Source organism: Pseudomonas cucumis, assembly GCF_030687935.1.
Classification (GTDB): domain Bacteria; phylum Pseudomonadota; class Gammaproteobacteria; order Pseudomonadales; family Pseudomonadaceae; genus Aquipseudomonas; species Aquipseudomonas cucumis.
Map to the genome: position 1 here is coordinate 868,329 of NZ_CP117454.1, position 19,508 is coordinate 887,836.

At 59.7% G+C, this 19,508-nt stretch carries 15 protein-coding genes and 1 tRNA gene; 12 read left to right on the forward strand and 4 right to left on the reverse strand.

From position 1 onward, the window contains the following. The 5 genes from truB to PSH97_RS03730 all read left to right on the forward strand — a co-directional run bounded on the left by truB (position 1) and on the right by PSH97_RS03730 (position 5,206). Complete coding sequence (gene truB, locus PSH97_RS03710; protein ID WP_007900465.1) at positions 1-918, forward strand: tRNA pseudouridine(55) synthase TruB; 918 nt, start codon at positions 1-3, stop codon at positions 916-918. Positions 919-1,060: 142 nt separating this feature from the next. After that, entirely contained in the window at positions 1,061-1,330 is a 270-nt protein-coding gene (rpsO, locus tag PSH97_RS03715) for a 30S ribosomal protein S15 (protein WP_011332409.1), read from the forward strand. Between the two features lie 195 nt (positions 1,331-1,525). Continuing rightward, entirely contained in the window at positions 1,526-3,631 is a 2,106-nt protein-coding gene (gene pnp, locus PSH97_RS03720) for a polyribonucleotide nucleotidyltransferase (protein WP_305448151.1), read from the forward strand. Positions 3,632-3,768: 137 nt separating this feature from the next. Continuing rightward, positions 3,769-4,794, forward strand: a complete 1,026-nt coding sequence (locus PSH97_RS03725) for an IS110 family RNA-guided transposase (protein WP_305448152.1) — start codon at positions 3,769-3,771, stop codon at positions 4,792-4,794. A 336-nt stretch (positions 4,795-5,130) separates the two neighbouring features. Beyond that, positions 5,131-5,206: transfer RNA gene (locus PSH97_RS03730), tRNA-Thr, on the forward strand. Between the two features lie 9 nt (positions 5,207-5,215). Here PSH97_RS03730 and PSH97_RS03735 read toward each other — a convergent pair. Further along, complete coding sequence (locus PSH97_RS03735) at positions 5,216-5,761, reverse strand: hypothetical protein (RefSeq protein ID WP_305448153.1); 546 nt, start codon at positions 5,759-5,761, stop codon at positions 5,216-5,218. A gap of 284 nt (positions 5,762-6,045) precedes the next feature. On the opposite strand from PSH97_RS03735, the gene PSH97_RS03740 reads away from it, so the two are divergent. After that, positions 6,046-6,351 carry a DUF6388 family protein gene (locus PSH97_RS03740; protein ID WP_018929491.1) on the forward strand — a complete coding sequence of 102 codons (306 nt, stop codon included), beginning with the start codon at positions 6,046-6,048 and terminating at the stop codon, positions 6,349-6,351. 50 nt (positions 6,352-6,401) lie between these two features. On the opposite strand, the gene nadC is transcribed toward PSH97_RS03740, so the two are convergent. Next, a complete protein-coding gene (gene nadC, locus PSH97_RS03745; RefSeq protein WP_095055169.1) occupies positions 6,402-7,250 on the reverse strand; it encodes a carboxylating nicotinate-nucleotide diphosphorylase in 849 nt (282 codons plus the stop codon). Between the two features lie 266 nt (positions 7,251-7,516). On the opposite strand from nadC, the gene PSH97_RS03750 reads away from it, so the two are divergent. The 4 genes from PSH97_RS03750 to PSH97_RS28555 all read left to right on the forward strand — a co-directional run bounded on the left by PSH97_RS03750 (position 7,517) and on the right by PSH97_RS28555 (position 13,556). Then, positions 7,517-9,724 carry a DUF1631 domain-containing protein gene (locus PSH97_RS03750; RefSeq protein ID WP_305448154.1) on the forward strand — a complete coding sequence of 736 codons (2,208 nt, stop codon included), beginning with the start codon at positions 7,517-7,519 and terminating at the stop codon, positions 9,722-9,724. A 64-nt stretch (positions 9,725-9,788) separates the two neighbouring features. Further along, positions 9,789-10,358, forward strand: a complete 570-nt coding sequence (gene ampD / locus PSH97_RS03755; protein ID WP_305448155.1) for a 1,6-anhydro-N-acetylmuramyl-L-alanine amidase AmpD — start codon at positions 9,789-9,791, stop codon at positions 10,356-10,358. 2 nt (positions 10,359-10,360) lie between these two features. Continuing rightward, the gene (gene ampE / locus PSH97_RS03760; protein WP_305448156.1) at positions 10,361-11,197 is read left to right on the forward strand and encodes a regulatory signaling modulator protein AmpE; all 837 of its coding nucleotides are present in this window, start codon (positions 10,361-10,363) and stop codon (positions 11,195-11,197) included. Positions 11,198-12,851: 1,654 nt separating this feature from the next. After that, positions 12,852-13,556: a methyl-accepting chemotaxis protein gene (locus PSH97_RS28555; protein WP_407682180.1), complete on the forward strand. Its 705-nt coding sequence runs from the start codon at positions 12,852-12,854 to the stop codon at positions 13,554-13,556. Between the two features lie 63 nt (positions 13,557-13,619). Here PSH97_RS28555 and PSH97_RS03770 read toward each other — a convergent pair whose 3' ends face one another. Both PSH97_RS03770 and cra read right to left on the reverse strand, forming a co-directional pair. Beyond that, on the reverse strand, positions 13,620-14,396 hold the full coding sequence (locus tag PSH97_RS03770; RefSeq protein ID WP_305448158.1) for a TatD family hydrolase: 777 nt from the start codon (positions 14,394-14,396) through the stop codon (positions 13,620-13,622). Between the two features lie 3 nt (positions 14,397-14,399). Further along, positions 14,400-15,395 (reverse strand): catabolite repressor/activator, encoded by a 996-nt coding sequence (cra, locus tag PSH97_RS03775; RefSeq protein WP_305423597.1) that lies wholly within the window; start codon positions 15,393-15,395, stop codon positions 14,400-14,402. Between the two features lie 301 nt (positions 15,396-15,696). On the opposite strand from cra, the gene ptsP reads away from it, so the two are divergent. Together ptsP and pfkB are read left to right on the forward strand one after the other, a co-directional pair. Beyond that, the gene (gene ptsP, locus PSH97_RS03780) at positions 15,697-18,558 is read left to right on the forward strand and encodes a phosphoenolpyruvate--protein phosphotransferase (protein ID WP_305448159.1); all 2,862 of its coding nucleotides are present in this window, start codon (positions 15,697-15,699) and stop codon (positions 18,556-18,558) included. Beyond that, entirely contained in the window at positions 18,558-19,499 is a 942-nt protein-coding gene (pfkB, locus tag PSH97_RS03785) for a 1-phosphofructokinase (RefSeq protein ID WP_305448160.1), read from the forward strand. Before ptsP ends, pfkB begins: the two co-directional genes overlap by 1 nt. Positions 19,500-19,508: the final 9 nt, after the last annotated feature.

The window sequence follows — 19,508 nt, forward strand, 5'->3', positions numbered from 1 at the left end:
GTGGCTCAGGTCAAACGTATCCGTCGTAACGTCAGCGGCATCATCCTGCTCGACAAGCCGCTGGGATTCACCTCCAACGCGGCACTGCAGAAGGTCCGCTGGTTGCTCAATGCCGAGAAGGCCGGGCACACCGGCAGTCTTGACCCGCTGGCCACCGGCGTGCTGCCGTTGTGCTTCGGCGAGGCCACCAAGTTCTCGCAATACCTGCTCGATTCCGACAAGGGTTATGAAACCCTGGCGCAGCTGGGCAAGACCACCACCACGGCCGATGCCGAAGGTGAGGTTTTGCTGGAGCGTCCAGTGACCGTTGGTCGCGCCGATATCGAAGCTGTGCTGCCAAAATTTCGTGGGCAAATCAGTCAGATACCGCCGATGTACTCGGCGCTCAAGCGTGATGGCCAGCCGCTGTACAAGCTGGCCCGTGCAGGCGAAGTAGTGGAGCGCGAACCGCGTTCTGTTACTATTGCGCGCTTGGAATTACTGGCCTTTGAGGGTGATACTGCGCGGCTTGCGGTGGATTGCAGCAAAGGCACCTATATCCGTACCCTGGTGGAGGATATCGGTGAGCAACTCGGTTGTGGCGCTTACGTAGCTGAATTACGACGTACCCAGGCCGGGCCTTTCACGCTTGCACAGACCGTCACTCTGGAAGAGCTTGAAGCGGTACATGCCGAAGGCGGTAACGAAGCGGTCGACCGCTTCCTGATGCCATCGGACAGCGGCCTGCTGGACTGGCCACTGTTGCATTTCTCGGAGCACAGCGCGTTCTACTGGCTTAACGGCCAACCGGTACGCGCCCCGGATGCACCGAAGTTCGGCATGGTACGGGTACAGGATCACAACGGTCGCTTCATCGGTATCGGTGAAGTGAGCGAAGACGGGCGCATCGCGCCACGTCGACTGATTCGGTCAGAATGACCGGAACCGGCCTGTGTAACAGCAGGCCGGCGAGTGTGGCTGTTAACAGGCACGGTCACTACTCATTTATAGATACAGGGATTTGTCCCTGGCCTGTTGAAGCTGTTTCTTTGAAACAGTTTCCTGATAAAAGGATTGCCTCATGGCTCTCGACGTTCAAGAAAAAGCTCAAATCGTAGCTGACTACCAGCAAGCCGTTGGTGACACTGGTTCGCCAGAAGTGCAAGTTGCACTGCTGACCGCCAACATCAACAAACTGCAAGGTCACTTCAAGGCCAACGGTAAAGATCACCACTCCCGTCGTGGCCTGATCCGTATGGTAAACCAGCGTCGTAAGCTGCTGGACTACCTGAAAGGCAAGGACGTGAGCCGTTACAGCGCTCTGATCGCTCGCCTGGGTCTGCGTCGCTAATAAGCGATTGCGCTAGAGGTTGGTTGTCTGTCGTGCGTCAGTGGGTTTCCCGCTGGCGCATGGCAGGCTCCCAGCCTCAAGTTTTATCTGGATATACGTTTTACCCTGGACAGGCGTTGGGCCGATTCCCGACATTGCCCAAGAATTTCGCAAGAAGACAAGTTCCCCAAGAGCCACAAAAGAAGGTAGGACACCGTGAACCCGGTAATCAAAAAATTCCAGTTCGGTCAGTCGACCGTTACCCTCGAGACTGGCCGTATCGCCCGTCAGGCCTCCGGCGCAGTATTGGTCACTGTTGACGACGACGTCAGCGTATTGGTGACCGTCGTCGGTGCCAAACAAGCCGATCCAGGCAAGGGCTTCTTCCCTCTGTCCGTTCACTACCAGGAAAAGACTTACGCTGCCGGTAAGATCCCTGGCGGTTTCTTCAAGCGTGAAGGCCGTCCTTCCGAGAAAGAAACCCTGACTTCCCGACTGATCGACCGTCCGATCCGTCCGCTGTTCCCAGAAGGCTTCATGAACGAAGTGCAGGTTGTCTGCACCGTCGTTTCCACCAGCAAAAAGACCGATCCGGACATCGCTGCGATGATCGGTACCTCGGCTGCCCTGGCCATCTCCGGCATTCCTTTCGATGGCCCGATCGGCGCTGCCCGCGTTGCGTTCCATGAAAGCACCGGCTACCTGCTGAACCCGACTTACGAACAACTGAAAGCTTCGAGCCTGGACATGGTCGTTGCCGGTACTTCGGAAGCTGTGTTGATGGTTGAATCGGAAGCCAAAGAGCTGACCGAAGACCAGATGCTGGGCGCTGTACTGTTTGCTCACGACGAGTTCCAGGTGGTGATCAACGCCGTCAAGGAACTGGCCGCCGAAGCTGCCAAGCCGACCTGGACCTGGGCTCCTCAGCCAGAAGCCACCGCACTGCTGGGCGCTATCCGTGCCGAGTTCGGCGAGGCGATCTCCCAGGCTTACACCATCACCATCAAGGCCGACCGTTACGCTCGTCTGGGCGAACTGAAAGACCAGGTGGTTGCCAAGCTGTCCGGTGAAGAAGGCCAACCGACTTCCGCTGAAGTCAAAGCGGCTTTCGGCGAAATCGAATACCGCACCGTTCGCGAGAACATCGTTAACGGCAAGCCACGTATCGACGGTCGCGACACCAAGACTGTACGTCCGCTGAACATCGAAGTCGGTGTTCTGCCGAAGACCCACGGTTCGGCACTGTTCACCCGTGGCGAAACCCAGGCCCTGGTAGTCGCGACTCTGGGTACTGCCCGTGACGCACAGCTGCTGGACACCCTGGAAGGCGAGAAAAAAGACCCGTTCATGCTGCACTACAACTTCCCTCCGTTCTCGGTAGGTGAGTGTGGTCGCATGGGTGGCGCTGGTCGTCGCGAAATCGGTCACGGCCGTCTGGCCCGTCGTTCGGTTCAGGCCATGCTGCCTGCTGCCGACGTGTTCCCGTACACCATCCGTGTTGTGTCGGAAATCACCGAGTCCAACGGTTCGAGCTCCATGGCTTCGGTCTGCGGCGCTTCCCTGGCTCTGATGGATGCCGGCGTTCCGATGAAGGCACCGGTTGCCGGTATCGCCATGGGTCTGGTTAAAGAAGGCGAGAAATTCGCCGTCCTGACCGACATCCTGGGCGACGAAGATCACCTCGGCGACATGGACTTCAAAGTAGCCGGTACCGCCAAAGGTGTTACCGCGCTGCAGATGGACATCAAGATCAAGGGCATCACCGAAGAAATCATGGAAATCGCTCTGGGCCAAGCCCTGGAAGCGCGCCTGAACATCCTCGGTCAGATGAACCAGATCATTGGCCAGTCGCGTACCGAGCTGTCGGAAAACGCTCCGACCATGATCGCGATGAAAATCGACACCGACAAAATCCGTGATGTCATCGGTAAAGGCGGCGCGACCATTCGTGCGATCTGTGAAGAAACCAAGGCTTCGATCGACATCGAAGACGACGGTTCGATCAAGATCTTCGGCGAAACCAAGGAAGCGGCTGAAGCGGCACGTCAGCGCGTTCTGGGCATCACCGCAGAAGCCGAGATCGGCAAGATCTACGTTGGTAAGGTTGAGCGCATCGTCGACTTCGGCGCATTCGTCAACATCCTGCCGGGCAAGGACGGTCTGGTTCACATCTCGATGCTGAGCGATGCTCGCGTTGAGAAAGTGACCGACATCCTGAAAGAAGGCCAGGAAGTGGAAGTACTGGTACTGGACGTGGACAACCGCGGCCGTATCAAGCTGTCCATCAAAGACGTAGCAGCAGCCAAGGCTTCGGGCGTTTAATCACCCCGCGCCTGACCGCTTCAACGTTATAAAAAATGCCCCGCCGTGAAAACGGCGGGGCATTAATGAGATGGTCACCCCCACACCCTGCGAGGGCTACGCTTTCGCAGGGTGTTTTGTTTTCGGAGGCCATCATCATGAGCGAGTCAGCGCTGATCGGGATCGATCTCGGTAAACACAGTTTCCACCTGCACGGCCAAGACAAATTGGGCCGAGAGGTGTTTCGCAAGAAGCTCTCGCGTCAACAAATGATGACGCTTTTCGGCAATCTGCCGGCCTGTACCGTGGTGATGGAAGCTTGTGCCGGCGCGCATTTCGTCGCTCGCCAGCTGATGGCCATGGGGCATGAAGCCAAACTGATTTCCCCGCAATTCGTCCGCCCCTTCGTCAAAGGCAACAAAAATGACTTCGTGGATGCCGAAGCCATTTGCGAGGCGGCTTCGCGTCCATCGATGCGCTTCGTTTCGCCTAAAACAGAGGCACAGCAGACGCTTTCCGTTCTGCATCGCCTGCGCGAGTCGCTGGTACGCGATCGCACCAAAACCGCCAATCAAATGCATGGTTTCCTACTGGAGTTCGGCATCAGCCTGCCCAAGGGCCTGGCGATCATGAAGCGGTTGGCGAGTATTTTGGCTGAGCATGAGTTGCCCGTTCGGTTGACAGTCCTGTTACAGCGCTTGCATGAGCATTTCTGTTATCTGGATGAACAGATCAAGGCGCTGGATAAAGAGCTGGCAAGCCAACTGGCCGACGATGATCTCGGCAGCCGCTTGCTGAGCTTGCCGTGTGTCGGGCCGATCACCGCCAGCCTGCTGGCTGTAGAGGTGGGCGATGGCCAACAGTACAAATGCAGCCGTGACTTCGCCGCCTCCGTGGGCTTGGTGCCCAGGCAGTACAGCACCGGCGGCAGGGCTAATTTGCTGGGCATCAGCAAGCGCGGCGACAAGCATCTCAGGCAGTTGCTGGTTCAATGTGCTCGGGTCTATATGCAGAGGCTAGAACACCAGAAAGGGGCTCTGGCCGACTGGGTGCGCTCATTGCTTGGGCGACGACACTCGAACGTGGTGGCCTGCGCCCTGGCTAACAAGCTGGCGCGGATCGCGTGGGCGCTAGCGGCTCACCATACGCAATATGAAGCAGGGCCAGACGCGCTGAACGCCTGACCCTGCGGTTGTTGCAGTACCACGAATCACCCTTCAGGTTTTGCGATAGCTGAACAACGGATGACGTGAACGGCCCACCGGCCTGACGAAGAACCTGACATAAAAATCGGCTTCAGAAGCCGCGGCATTTTTCAGGATCGTCATGCGCGACTCTCATCGTGGCGCGGGGCATGCCCTGGATCGACGCCGGATAGATTTAAGCAAGCCAACCACTTCACCCAATAATCAGTATTGCAAAAATGGGGGTGACCATAGATTTTTTGTGTGCAGAAAGATCAAAAAATCGCAGTGCACCAAGTTGCCGGACCCCGAAGCCAGTGCTAGGTTTAGCCCACAGCCCGTGTAGCTCAGCCGGTAGAGCAGCGCACTCGTAACGCGAAGGTCGCAGGTTCGATTCCTGTCTCGGGCACCATTCTCGTCCTCATTTCACCTTTCTGCTCAGCTCCTCGACGGTGCGTTTGAGCTGATCCATCGCGCGATCCTGATCGCTGATCTCCCGTTTTAGACTGGAGATTTCGCTGTTGTTCGAGCTTGAGCTGGAGCCGTTGTTGCGTTTTAGCTCTTCCACTTGCTTGCCAAGGTCGTTCAGATCGCGCTCCTGCTCATTGACCGTGCGCTTGAGATCGTCAATCTCCTTGCTGCTGGAGCTTGAGCTGGAACCGCTGTTACGTTTGAGTTCTTCGATCTGACGGGCCTGCTCGCCGATAGTGCGCTTCTGGCTTTCCAGTTCGGTGGCATTGGCCTTCACGGTTTTTTGCAGGCTTTCCAGATCATCGATGCTGACGCTGGTTCTGACGAGTGTGTCCTTGCCGAATGAATTGTGGAGGGCGGAGATTTTGTCGGAGTACAACGCAGGGGCAGAGGTGACTTCGACAGCCGCTTGAGCAGCGCTGGTCACTGTCAGGCTACCGAGCAGCAGGGTAGCGGTGGCAAGCTGGGTAGACAAAAGCTGCGAAAAACTGCGCATCGCTGGAGTTCCTTGTGAAGTGCCGATGTGGCACATCGCTATGACTTGAGATTTCGACTTATGTTCCCAGGGCTTCTTGCATGTGGCTTTTTATGTAAAGACCCGTGTAATTCATCGACAAAACGTCCTATATTCGTTGTCTGCATGAGCATCGCCCAGCAGTTTTCAGATGATCCCGAATGGTTCTGAAGGCCAGACAAACCGGGCTTCAAACGGTTTTTTGCGTCAGAGAGATCCTTGATGATCCAGATCCATCTTCCATTCCCCAGATCAGCGAGAACGCCATGACCGTTAAAGAATTGACCCAAGAAGCCAGACACGAAGAAGCGCTGAAAAAGTACGTGCTGGACGCGCCCCAGTTGCTGGAAGAGATCAAGGACTTGCCAGCCGACGATCAGAAAGACCAGATCCAGTGGGCGTTCGAGGATGAGGCAGAGGCTCAGGGCTTGCAGCCGTGGGAGCTGACGCTCAAGTACACCTCAACCCCGGAAGAGTTTGAGGCTGCGCGCCTGGCGCTACACAAGGAGGCGGCCGAGGTATTGGGCGTCGAGTGGGAAGAGTACTGCGAGATGAACAATCTGGTGGTCTGAAAAAAATGCCAGCCTTTATCAGGCTGGCATTTTTTATATCTAAGGCTCGATCAGAGACTCAGTCGCATCGACAGGTCTACAGCCTTCACATCCTTGGTCATCGCACCAATCGAAATATAATCCACCCCGGTTTCGGCGATTGGCAGCAGCGTGCTTTCGTTGATGCCGCCGCTGGCCTCCAGTTTTGCCTTGCCGGCGTTCAAGCGCACGGCTTCGCGCATGTCATCCAGGCTCAGTTCATCGAGCATGATGATGTCGGCACCCGCCGCCAGTGCTTCCTTCAGTTCCGCCAGGTTTTCCACTTCGATCTCCACCGGTTTGCCCGGGGCGATCTTGTGCGCGGCCGCGATAGCCTCAGGGATGCCACCGCAGGCGGCGATATGGTTTTCCTTGATCAGGAAGGCGTCATACAGGCCGATGCGGTGGTTATGGCAACCGCCGCAGGTCACGGCGTATTTCTGGGCCAGGCGCAGCCCCGGCAGGGTTTTGCGGGTGTCGAGCAACTTCACCTGGGTCTCGGCGACGAAATCGGCCAGGTACTGCGCGCGAGTGGCCACGCCGGACAGCATTTGCAAAAAATTCAGTGCGCTGCGTTCGCCCGTCAGCAGCGAGCGCGCCGGGCCTTCGAGATGGAATAGCACCTGATTGGGTTTCACCCGTTCGCCGTCGCGCACCTGCCAATGAACGGCAACCCGCGGGTCCAATTGCCGGAACACCGCATCCACCCACGCGGTGCCAGCAATGACAGCCGCATCGCGGGTGATGATGGTGGCTTTGGCCAGGCGTTCGGCCGGGATCAGTTGCGCGGTGATGTCGCCGCTGCCGATGTCCTCGAGCAACGCACGGCGCACGTTGGCTTCGATTTCGGCGGTCAAATCGGCGAGACGTAGATTCGGCATAACGGGCTCCACAAACAAAGTGGCCCGATTATAGGGCCATGCTGCGAGGCAACCCAAGGCATCAACGGTCATCGGGTTACCCGTAAACCTGCATTTGGTCGATTCCCACGAGGCTCGGCGCTAAGCAAGGAGCACTCATGAACGTCTATTCCTTGGTGAAGCGCAGAGTCTGCTGGCACAAGGAAGGTCTTTTGTCGATAATCCGCCTTGCATTTGACGTCATGGCTTTGACGTGAACCGAAGAATCACCGTTTCAGGAGGCTTGGATGCACAACGACGGGAATGTAGTGCCTTTGCACAAGGCGGCTACCGACCAGGCGACACACTCGCCGCTCGCCCGCCTGCCCGTGATTCTGCTTCAGGTTCGCGACAAGGCCGCTCAACAGCTCAAGCAGGGTTTGCAGGAGCTGTTCGATAACGCCGACGACACCCTGTTTGAAATGGCTGACCGGGCCCGAAACAACGTCGAGCAAAACATCTTCTTCGAAGCCATGCGCGATTTGCGCCTCAAGCGCAAAAGCATCGAACGTGGTTTTATGGAGCAATTTTTCGAGGCCTTCGTCAGCCTCGCGCAGTGCGACATTTCCCAGGCTGCCTTGCCCCGGGCATTGGTTTTCGATGCTTCGGCGGCGATGCCCAGCGACGACATGGAACGCAACGTGGCGGTGGAGGCCATGGTCGGCAAAGTGTTGAACCGTGACGGTTTCGCCCTCGACCAGCTCACCGCTCGACTCAGCACACTGCTGAGCAAGACGCTGGTCGAACAGCACAACCCCCTGGGGCCGACGCTGCTCTGCGAGTATTTCTTGCAGGCCGGGCGCAATCTGGGCATGGAGATCAAGGTCAAGCTGATCATCCTCAAGTTGTTCGAACGCTATGTGCTCAGCAATGCTGATCAGCTCTACGCCGAAGCCAATCAACTGCTGATCGCCACCGGCGTGCTGCCGGACCTCAAGCCCGCCCCGGCGCGGCGTGCCACCGATCGGGCGGCTGCGAGCGTTCGTGCTGACTCCGCCGAAACAGGCGTGCGGACTGCTAATACGCAGATTGACGATGGCGTGCAGGAAGTCTTCGCCGCATTGCAGGAGTTGCTGTTCCATGTGCGTGGCAGCGTCGCGCCGACCCTGGAAGTCAGTGCCCAGACCCAGCCCATTTCAACCCGCGACCTGCTGCGCCTGCTCTCGCACTTGCAGCAATACGTGCCGGCGCTGGCGGCTCAGGACGACTTCGATCTGCGTAACCAGCTCGAACAACTGCTGACACGGGTCAGTGTCAAAAGCGGCAAGTCGCGCGTGGTGGGGGTGGCCGACGAAGACGTGATCAACCTGATCGCCATGCTCTTCGAATGCATCCTCGATGACCGCAACCTGCCGGACTCCCTCAAGGCGCTGATCGGCCGTTTGCAGATTCCGATGCTCAAGGTCGCGGTGCTCGACAAGAGCTTTTTCAGCCGCAGCAGCCATCCCGCCCGGCGTTTGCTCAACGAAATCGCCGCTGCGGCCATGGGCTGGGGCGAGTGCGATGACCATGAGCGCGACAGCCTGTACCTGCGCATCGAGCAAGTGGTGCAGCGTTTGCTGAATGACTTTGTCGATGACCCGGCGATCTTTTCCGAATTGCTGGCGGATTTTCTCGCCTTCACCAGTGACGAACGCCGTCGCAGCGAATTACTCGAGCAACGCACCCGTGACGCCGAAGAAGGCCGTGCCAGGACCGATCTGGCTCGTCAGCGCGTCGAGCAGGCGCTGAATCAGGCGTTGGTCGGCAAGGTGCTGCCGCACAGCGTGGTGGCGTTTGTCCAGGAGGCGTGGAGCAAAGTGCTGTTGCTGACCTGCCTCAAGCACGGTGATCAGTCCGCCGAATGGCATGCCGATGTGCAGACCATGGCGCAACTGATCTGGAGCGTGCAGCGCCATGATGAAACCGACGCGAGCCTGCGCTTGTTGTCGCTGGTGCCGGGGTTGCTCAAGTCGTTGCGCGATGGGTTGAACAGCTCGGCATTCGACCCGTTCGCCACCGGCGAGTTTTTCAGCGAGCTGGAAGTTTTGCACCTTCAGTTGTTCGAACACCCGGGCCCGAAAAGCATGCCTGTTAACGGGCCGATGATGATCGAAGTGCAGCAGCAAATCGTGCTTCGCACCGCTGACGAAGGCCCGGTCGAGACGGCATCGATGCGTTTGCCGGAGGATGATGTCGCTCTGCTTCAGGTCGATCAGCTGCGCCTGGGCTGCTGGGTCGAGTTTCAGGAGGATGAGGACAACACCCCGCGCTGCAAGCTGGCGGCGATCATCGAAGCCACCGGCAAGTACATCTTCGTCAACCGTACCGGGATGAAAGTGCTGGAGCACAGTCGTACCAGCCTGGCCCTGGAATTCCGGCGTGGCGCGGTGCGAGCGCTGGACGACACCTTGCTGTTCGACCGGGCGCTGGAGTCGGTGCTGGGCAATCTGCGGCGTCTCAATCGCGGCAAGTGATCGCGCGCCGAGGGTCTATCGCGGCATACTGGGCGCCAACACAGTCGTCGTTGAAGGAACCTGTATGCAGCTGGACCCCGCGAGTGGTTGGTGTCAGGGCGTGCGTTTATGCCCCTCACCCAACTTCAATGCGCGCCCCGAGGGCGAAATTTCCCTGCTGGTGATCCACAACATCAGCCTGCCGCCAGCGCAGTTTCTGACCGGCAAGGTGCAGGAGTTTTTCCAGAATCGTCTGGATGTCACGGAACATCCCTACTTTGCAGGGATCGCCGACCTGCGGGTGTCTGCGCATTTTCTGATTGAACGTGACGGCACTGTCACTCAGTTTGTCTCTTGTCTAGAGCGCGCCTGGCACGCTGGCGTCTCGTGTTTCGAAGGACGGGAAACCTGTAACGATTTTTCCGTGGGCATCGAGCTCGAAGGCACGGATGATTTGCCGTTCACCGACGCCCAATATCAAGCGTTGACGATCCTGACGCGACAGCTGCAAAGCGCCTTCACGGGCATCACCGCACAACGCATCTGCGGGCATAGCGACATTGCACCCGGGCGCAAGACTGATCCGGGACCGGCGTTTGACTGGGCACGCTATCGCGCAGCTCTGGCAAACGCTGCTCTGGAAGAAAAGGAGTAACAATGAGTTTTCTGGTGCTGCTGTTGGCGGTGTGGATCGAGAAGTTCTCGGCCTTGCGCCATCGGGTTCAACGTGATGGCGGTTGGGTGCGCGAGCTGCACAAGCTTGAAGCCAACCCTCGCATGACAAACAGTCCGTGGCTGATACTGGTGGTGCTGGTGTTGTTGCCGGTGGCGCTGCTGGGTTTGCTGTTGCTGGTGCTGGACCCGGTGGCCTACGGCTTGCTGGCGTTGCCGGTGCACCTGCTGGTGGTGATTTACAGTCTGGGCCGTGGTGATCTGCTGGCCGACCTCGGGCCGTTCCGCGATGCCTGGCGCCGGGAAGACCTGCAAGCCGCCGCGCATGTGGCCAAACGTGACCTGAATATTTGCGCTGACAGCGGCGAGCAACTGCTGGAGCGAGTTGAAGGGCATCTGTTGTGGCAGGCCTATCAGAGCTTTTTTGCGGTGATCTTCTGGTACTTCCTGCTGGGCCCGGTTGCAGCGTTGAGCTATCGACTGCTGGCGCTGGCCGAGGAACACGGGCAGAACCCGGCCGTGGTCGAGCGAGCGGCACAGCTGCGTCATGCGTTCGATTGGGTACCGGTGCGACTGCTGGCGGCGAGTTTTGCGCTGGTCGGCAACTTTGTCGCGGTCGGCCGGGTGATGCTGCACGAGCTGCTGAACTGGAACATCAACGCCGCCCAACTGATCGAGAAGGTCGGGTTGGTGGCCGGTGAAATTCCGGCACCGGTGGTCGGGCCGGACGGCATCAACAGCCTCGACCGGATCTGGGAACTGCTGCTGCGCGCGGCGGTGCTTTGGTATGCCGGGTTTGCGTTGTGGACTGTTTTGTCCTGATTTCTGCTTTGAATCGAAAAGATCGCAGCCCTGTAGCAGCTGTCGAGCCCCAGCGAGGCTGCGTTCGGCTGCGCAGCAGTCGTGAATCCGGCTGACGCGGTCTGCCTGATGCACCGCGAATTCTGATTTGACGACTGCTGCGCAGCCGAACGCAGCCTCGCTGGGGCTCGACAGCTGCTACGGCCGAACGCAGGCTGCGTGTCTGTCGTTAACCTTAAGTTACAAAACCCCCCGCCGATTTAGGCTATACAGAGATAGCGCCGATAGTGGCTATCTGCTGTCTCTGCGCGCCTGCCATAAAAATAAGAATTCAAAGGGAGACTTCACAGTGAAGAGCTTGCTCTATCCCGCCGTCGCGCTGATGAACCGCCTGAGTTTCGGCATGAAGTTCAGCCTGATCAGCGTGCTGTTCCTCGTGCCGATGCTGGTGACCAACTTCTATCTGGTGCGCGATTCCTATCGCGAATTCCAGGGCACCCGGGTCGAGCTGCAGAGCCTTGACCTGCTGGGCAGCGGCCTGAGCCTGCGCCGGGATCTGGAAACCCTGAACAACCTGGTGCAGATCAACGTTACCCTTGGCCAGTCCGGCAAGGCGGGTCATGTCGAGTCGAATATCAGCGCCCTGGAGCAAAGCGTTCTGACCCGTTTGCAAGGGCTGGCGGCGATGACCACTGATCCGGAGCAAATCACCTTTTTCGATGGCAAACGCGATGAAATGATTGCCGCGTTCAAGGCCCAGCAAGCGGAAACATCCCTGCAAAGCAAAAGTGCGCTGATCGGCAAGTTGCTCGGCAACGCGCAGATTTTCAGCCAGATCATTGCCAGTCAGGCCGGCCTGAGCCGCGACAGCCAGAGCGACATGCGTCAACTGAGCGAGCTCATTACCAACGTCACGCCAGCCGTCACCCAGACGCTCGGTGAAGGCCGTGCGATGGGTTCTTACTCATTGGGGCAGGGCTTTCTCAATTCGGCGTCGAGCACCCGTTTCGATGAGTTGCTGGCGCAGATCGAAAAGCTTCAGGCCGAATACGGTCTGAAATTGCAGGATGCTCTGGGCTCCAGTAAAGCGGCGCACGAAACCCTGGCCGCTCAGGCCGAAAGCAGCAAGGCCTCCCTGAAAAAAGCCAGTGAACTGTTCGAAGAACAGGTGGTGATGGCTGACACCCTCGATGCACCGTGGCAGGCCTTTTACGATCAGGTCACGGGCCTGATCGACCAGACCTACCAACTCAACGAGGCCACCCTGAAGTTTCTCGGTACCCAGTTGCAACAGCGTCTGGAGCAGCATCGCACCCACATGATCTTGCAGGTGGTGGCATTGGGCGTGGTGTTTGTGTTGATTTTTTACCTCTACGGCGGTTTCTACGCCTCGACCCGCACCACCCTCAAGCGTCTTGGCGCGGTGATGGACAAGGTGGCTGCGGGTGACATGACCGTGACCTTCAGCGCCAACAGCCGCGATGAACTGGGCGAGTTGGGCGAGGTATTCACCGCCACCGTGAAGAAAATCCATGACCTGATCGAGCGCGTGGGCCAGACCGTCAGTGAAGTCGAGCGCCAGGCCGGCCAGGTCGAAAACGTGTCCGCCCAGAGCAATCAGGCAGTGGCGGGGCAGCGTACGCAGATCGAGCAGGTCGCCACCGCGATGAACCAGATGTCAGCCACGTCTCTGGAAGTGGCGCGCAGTGCCGCGGCGGCCGTCAGCAGCGCCCACAGCGTCAACGACGAGACCATTAGCGGGCGCGGTCTGGTTGAGTCCCAGCAGGGCAGCATCGCTGCACTGGCCAGTGAGATCGATCAGTCGGTGCGGGTGATCAATCAACTGGCCAGCGACAGTCAATCCATCAGCCGTGTGCTGGAAGTGATCAAAAGCATTGCCGAACAGACCAACCTGCTGGCCCTCAACGCGGCCATCGAAGCCGCGCGCGCAGGCGAACAGGGCCGTGGTTTTGCGGTGGTGGCGGATGAGGTCCGGACCCTGGCCAAGCGCACCCAGCAATCGACCGAAGAAATCGAGCAGATGATTGCCAAGCTGCACAGCGGTGTCGGTGCGGCGGTCAAGGCGATGGGCACCAGCCATCAGATGGCCAACGGCACGGTCGGGCAGTCGGAAAAGGTCCAGCAGGCGCTGGAAAACATCCTCGGCGCCGTCGGCATGATCGTCGACCAGAATCAGCAAATCGCCGCTGCGGTAGAGCAGCAGACCGCGGTGGCTCACGACATCGACCAGAATATCGTCGAGATCAACCGTGCCGGTGAGCGTACTGCCGACGGGGCGCACCAGACTGAAAATGCCAGCCGGGCGTTGTCGGCGCAGGTGATGGAGCTCAAACAATTGATCAGCGCGTTCCGGGTTTAAGCATGATCGTTCCCACGCGGAGCGTGGGAACGATCAGAGCAGATCAATGTGGGAATCAGTGGATTACCAGTTGAACAGCTCACAGGCATTCGCGGTGCTGGCGGCAGCCAATTGTTCAGGGCTGATCGCCATGATGGCGGCCAGTGCCTCGCAGATCGCCGGCAAATGGGCCGGGCTGTTGCGTTGACCGGGGAACATGGCGGGGGCCATGTCCGGTGAGTCGGTTTCCAGCACCACCGATTCAACGGGCAGACCGGCGAGCACACGGTGCATGCGCAGGGCCTGAGGCCAGGTCGCGGCGCCGCCGAGGCCGAGTTTGAAACCGAGCTTGATGTATTCGCGGGCCTCTTCCTGGCTACCGGCGAAAGCATGAATGATTCCCGCGCGTTTCAAGCGAAACCGTTTGAGCGTGGCAATCACCGCCGCATGGCTGCGTCGCACGTGAATCAGCGCCGGCAGGTTGAAGTCCGCCGCCAGTTGCAGTTGGGCGTCGAACAGCGCTTGCTGGCGTTCACGATCCAGGGTCTCGATGAAGTAATCCAGACCGATCTCGCCCACCGCGCATAGCTGTCGGTGGCCCGCCAGACGTGTCAGCCAGTCACCGAGTTCGGACAAATCCTCAGGGCGATGGTCATCCAGATACACCGGGTGCAAACCGAATGCCGCATGCAGATCGGGATCGCTTTGCACCAGGTCCCAAACCCGCTGCCAATTGGCCTGATAAACCCCCAGCACCACCATCCGCCGTACGCCGAGGGTGCGGCTTTCGGCCAGCAGCGCCTGACGATCCGCGTCGAAATCCGGGAAATCCAGATGAGTGTGGGTGTCGATCAGTTCCACGGCTCAGTCCTGATGAATACGCTGCTTGAAGGTCCGCGCGATGGCCTGCACGCCGGGTTGGTAATCGGCCTGTTCGATGGCCGCCAACGCCAGTTGCAACGCCTTGTCGGCGATCAGTTGATGCTGCTGGGACATGGCGTTGACTGGCAGCGGCAGGAAGTCCAGCAGCTGCGTATCACCGAAGGTGCCCAGGCGCAGCGGGCGGTTTTTCAGCGGGAAGTCGTGCAAGGCATCGAACACGCCCTGAAGCAACACGTAGGAGGTGGTCACCAGCGCATCCGGCAAATGGCCCAGGCGCTGCAGCAACTCTTCCATCAATTGTTTACCGCACTCACGGCTGAACGACTCGCCGTGCTCGATCAGCGCCTCACCTTTGAAGCCGTTCAGCGCTTCCTTGAAGCCTGCCGCCCGTTCCTGGCTGATACTCAATTCGGGGCGTGCGCCGATCAGCGCGATCTGCTTGGGCAACGGGTCCAGCAGGCTGCGGGTCAGGTGCAGGCTGGCTTCGCGGTCGTCGCTGATCACCGAGCAGAAGTGCTCAGGCTCCATTACCCGGTCGATGGCGATGATCGGAATGCCTTTGGCTTGCAACACGCGATAGCTGTCGTCGCCGGCCGGCAGGCAACTGGCGACGATCAGCGCATCGCAGCGGCGGGCGCGGAACAGTTGCAGCAATTGCCGCTCGCTGTCTGGCGCATCGTCGGAACTGGCGATCAGTAGCTGATAACCGCGAGCCCGGGCGCCTTGTTCCAGCAGTTTGGCGATGCGCGCATAACTGGGGTTTTCCAGGTCCGGCAGAATGAAGCCCAGGGTGCGAGTGTGCCGACTGCGCAGCCCGGCGGCCTGGGGGTTAGGTGTGAAGCCATGTTGCTCGACCACCGCCCGCACGCGCTCGACGGTGGCGCTGCTGATGCGTTGCTGTTCGGCCTTGCCGTTGATGACATAACTGGCGGTGGTCACGGAGACGCCGGCCAACTGTGCAATATCACTGAGTTTCAACCCGGTATTCCTTGTTTTTTCGAGCGTGTCGCCACATTTTCGCCAATCCTACCCGATTCAGGCAGGAGACCATTGTCGCAGCCCGTCCGACAATTGGACTTCAAGGATGAGACATTATCGAGTAACGTGCCTAACATTCTAGATTAAACGTTTCAGCAGGCGTATTTTCTACGTTATAGGTCGCTTTGGTCGGTTCTGCCGCGAAACCGCCAAAACTACCCCTGAAAAGGCGCTCCCAAGGGCCTAAGCTGAATCAATCAAAACAATACCTGGCGTCATATGGCGCCAAAAAGGAGAAAGCATGCTCGAGCTCACCATAGAGCAGATATCCATGGGCCAGACGGCTGTGGATAAAGCCACCGCCTTGCAATTACTCGCTGACCGACTCGTGACCGATGGCCTGGTGGCCGACGGTTACCTTGCGGGCTTGCAGGCCCGGGAAGCCCAGGGCTCGACCTTTCTCGGCCAAGGTATTGCCATCCCCCACGGCACTCCGGAAACCCGTGATCAGGTATTCGCCACGGGCGTGCGGCTGATGCAGTTCCCGGACGGCGTGGACTGGGGCGACGGCCAGATCGTTTATCTGGCCATCGGTATCGCCGCTAAATCCGATGAACACTTGCGCCTGCTGCAACTGTTGACCCGTGCCCTCGGTGAAACCGATCTGGGCCAGGCCCTGCGCCGCGCCAGTTCCGCCGAAGCTTTGTTGAAACTGCTGCAAGGCGCGCCACAAGAATTGGCGCTGGACGCACAGATGATCGGCCTCGGTGTGCCCGCCGATGATTTCGAAGAACTGGTATGGCGCGGTGCTCGTCTGCTGCGACAGGCCGATTGCGTGAGCGGCGGTTTCGCTGGCGTCTTGCAGCAAGTCGACGCACTGCCGCTGGGCGATGGCCTGTGGTGGCTGCATAGCGAACAAACGGTGAAGCGTCCTGGCCTGGCTTTCGTCACTCCGGACAAACCCGTGCGCTACCTCGGTCAGCCGTTGAGCGGTCTGTTCTGCCTGGCCAGCCTCGGTGAAGCCCATCAGGCGCTGCTCGAACGTCTTTGCGCGTTGCTGATCGAAGGCCGTGGTCATGAATTGGGCCGCGCCACCAGCAGCCGCGCGGTGCTGGAAGTCCTCGGCGGTGAAGTGCCGGCGGATTGGCCGAGCGCACGCATTGCCTTGGCCAACGCCCACGGTTTACATGCGCGTCCGGCGAAGATTCTCGCGCAACTGGCGAAAAGTTTTGAAGGCGAAATCCGCGTGCGCATCGTCGATGGCCACGACAGCGCGGTGTCGGTGAAGAGTTTGAGCAAACTGCTCAGCCTTGGCGCCCGTCGCGGTCAGGTGCTGGAATTCATCGCCGAACCAACCATCGCCGCCGATGCCTTGCCCGCCTTGCTGGCGGCCATCGAAGAAGGCCTTGGTGAAGAAGTCGAGCCGCTGCCGGTGGTCAGCCAACAGCGCGAAGTGATCACCGAGATTGCCGAAGTGCTGCTTGCACCGGTCTCCGGTAGTCTGATTCAGGCGATTGCTGCTGCCCCGGGGATCGCCATCGGCCCGGCCCATGTTCAAGTGCTGCAAGTCATCGATTACCCGTTGCGCGGCGAGTCTGCTGCCATCGAGCGTGACCGTCTCAAGCAAGCACTGGCGGATGTGCGTCGCGACATCGAAGGCCTGATCGAGCGCAGCAAGGCCAAGGCGATTCGCGAGATTTTCATTACCCATCAGGAAATGCTCGACGACCCGGAACTGACCGACGAAGTCGAAACTCGCCTTAAACAAGGCGAAAGCGCGGAAGCGGCATGGATGACGGTGATCGAAGCCGCCGCCAAACAACAGGAGTCGCTGCAGGACGCATTGCTCGCCGAACGCGCCGCCGACTTGCGCGACATTGGCCGTCGGGTGCTGGCGCAATTGAGTGGCGTCGAAACACCAGCCGAACCGGAGCAGCCGTACATTCTGGTGATGGACGAAGTCGGCCCGTCCGACGTGGCACGTCTCGATCCAACGCGCGTCGCCGGTATCCTCACCGCTCGCGGTGGTGCCACGGCCCACAGCGCCATCGTCGCGCGTGCCCTCGGTATTCCGGCGCTAGTGGGCGCCAGTGCCGCCGTGTTGTTGCTGAAACCAGGCACGCCGCTGTTGATCGATGGTCAACGCGGTCGCCTGCACGTGGACGCCGATGCCGCGACCCTGCGGCGCGCCACGGAAGAACGCGACACCCGCGAACTGCGCTTGAAAGCCGCCGCCGAACAACGCCATCAACCAGCGTTGACCACCGACGGTTACGCGGTGGAAGTGTTCGCCAATATCGGTGAAAGCGCCGGCGTCACCAGCGCGGTGGAGCAGGGCGCCGAAGGCATTGGCCTGCTGCGCACCGAACTGATTTTCATGGCCCACTCGCAAGCGCCGGACGAGGCGACTCAGGAAGTCGAATACCGTCGTGTGCTCGATGGCCTGGCCGGTCGACCGCTGGTGGTGCGCACCCTCGATGTCGGTGGCGACAAACCGCTGCCGTACTGGCCAATCGCGAAGGAAGAAAACCCGTTCCTCGGCGTGCGTGGCATTCGCTTGACCCTGCAACGTCCGCAGGTCATGGAAGCGCAATTGCGCGCCTTGCTGCGAGCGGCGGACAACCGTCCGTTGCGAATCATGTTCCCGATGGTCGGCAGCGTCGATGAGTGGCGTCAGGCTCGGGACATGACCGAACGCCTGCGCCTGGAAATCCCGGTTGCGGACCTGCAACTGGGGATCATGATCGAAGTTCCGTCGGCCGCTTTGCTGGCGCCAGTGCTGGCAAAGGAAGTGGATTTCTTCAGCGTTGGCACCAACGACCTGACGCAATACACCCTGGCCATCGACCGTGGTCATCCGACCTTGTCGGCCCAGGCTGACGGCTTGCATCCGGCGGTGCTGCAACTGATCGACATCACCGTGCGTGCGGCTCATGCTCATGGCAAGTGGGTCGGCGTGTGCGGTGAGCTGGCGGCCGATCCGCTGGCGGTACCGGTGCTGGTGGGCCTGGGTGTGGATGAGTTGAGCGTGTCGGGCCGCAGCATTGCCGAGGTCAAGGCGCGCATTCGTGAACTCAGCCTGACCCAGACTCAAACCCTTGCCCAACAGGCCCTGGCCGTGGGCAGCGCGAACGAAGTCCGTGCATTAGTGGAGGCCCTGTAATGGCCAAGATCTTAACCCTGACCCTTAACCCGGCGCTGGACCTCACCGTTCAATTGCCGGTGCTTGTACCCGGTCAGGTCAATCGCAGCGACGAAATGCACACCCACGCCGCCGGCAAAGGGGTGAACGTGGCGCAGGTGCTGGCGGACCTCGGGCATCAGCTGACCGTCAGCGGTTTTCTCGGGGAAGACAACCTTCAGGCGTTCGAAACCCTGTTTGCCAAACGCGGTTTTACCGACGCGTTTGTCCGTGTCCCTGGCGAGACCCGCAGCAACATCAAACTGGCGGAAAGCGATGGGCGCATCACCGACATCAACGGTCCGGGACCGAGAGTCAGTGAAGCGGCGCAGCAAGCCTTGCTCGATCGGCTCGACCAGATCGCCCCAGGGCATGACGCGGTCGTGGTGGCCGGCAGTTTGCCCCGTGGCGTGAATCCTCAGTGGTTGCGGGAGTTGATCCAGCGCTTGAAAAAACGCGGTTTGAAAGTGGCGCTCGACACCAGCGGTGAAGCCTTGCGTGCTGGCCTGTCGGCCGGCCCATGGCTGATCAAACCCAACACCGAAGAGCTGGCTGAAGCACTGGATTGCGAGGTGGTTTCCGTGACTGCCCAAGCCGAGGCAGCGAGCCGTTTACATGCTCATGGCATCGAACACGTGGTGATTTCCGACGGTGCCGACGGGGTGAACTGGTTCAGTGTCGGCTCGGCCATGCACGCCACGCCGCCCAAGGTCAGCGTGGTCAGCACCGTCGGTGCGGGGGATTCGCTGCTGGCGGGCATGCTGCACGGTTTGCTCAGTGCCGATACGCCTGAACAAACCTTGCGCACCGCCACCGCGATTGCCGCCATGGCCGTCACGCAGATCGGTTTTGGCATCGGCGACGCTGCGCAACTGGCGCAGCTCGAACAGGGCGTGCGCCTGCGCCCCCTGACAGAACAATAAGAGGGTTTG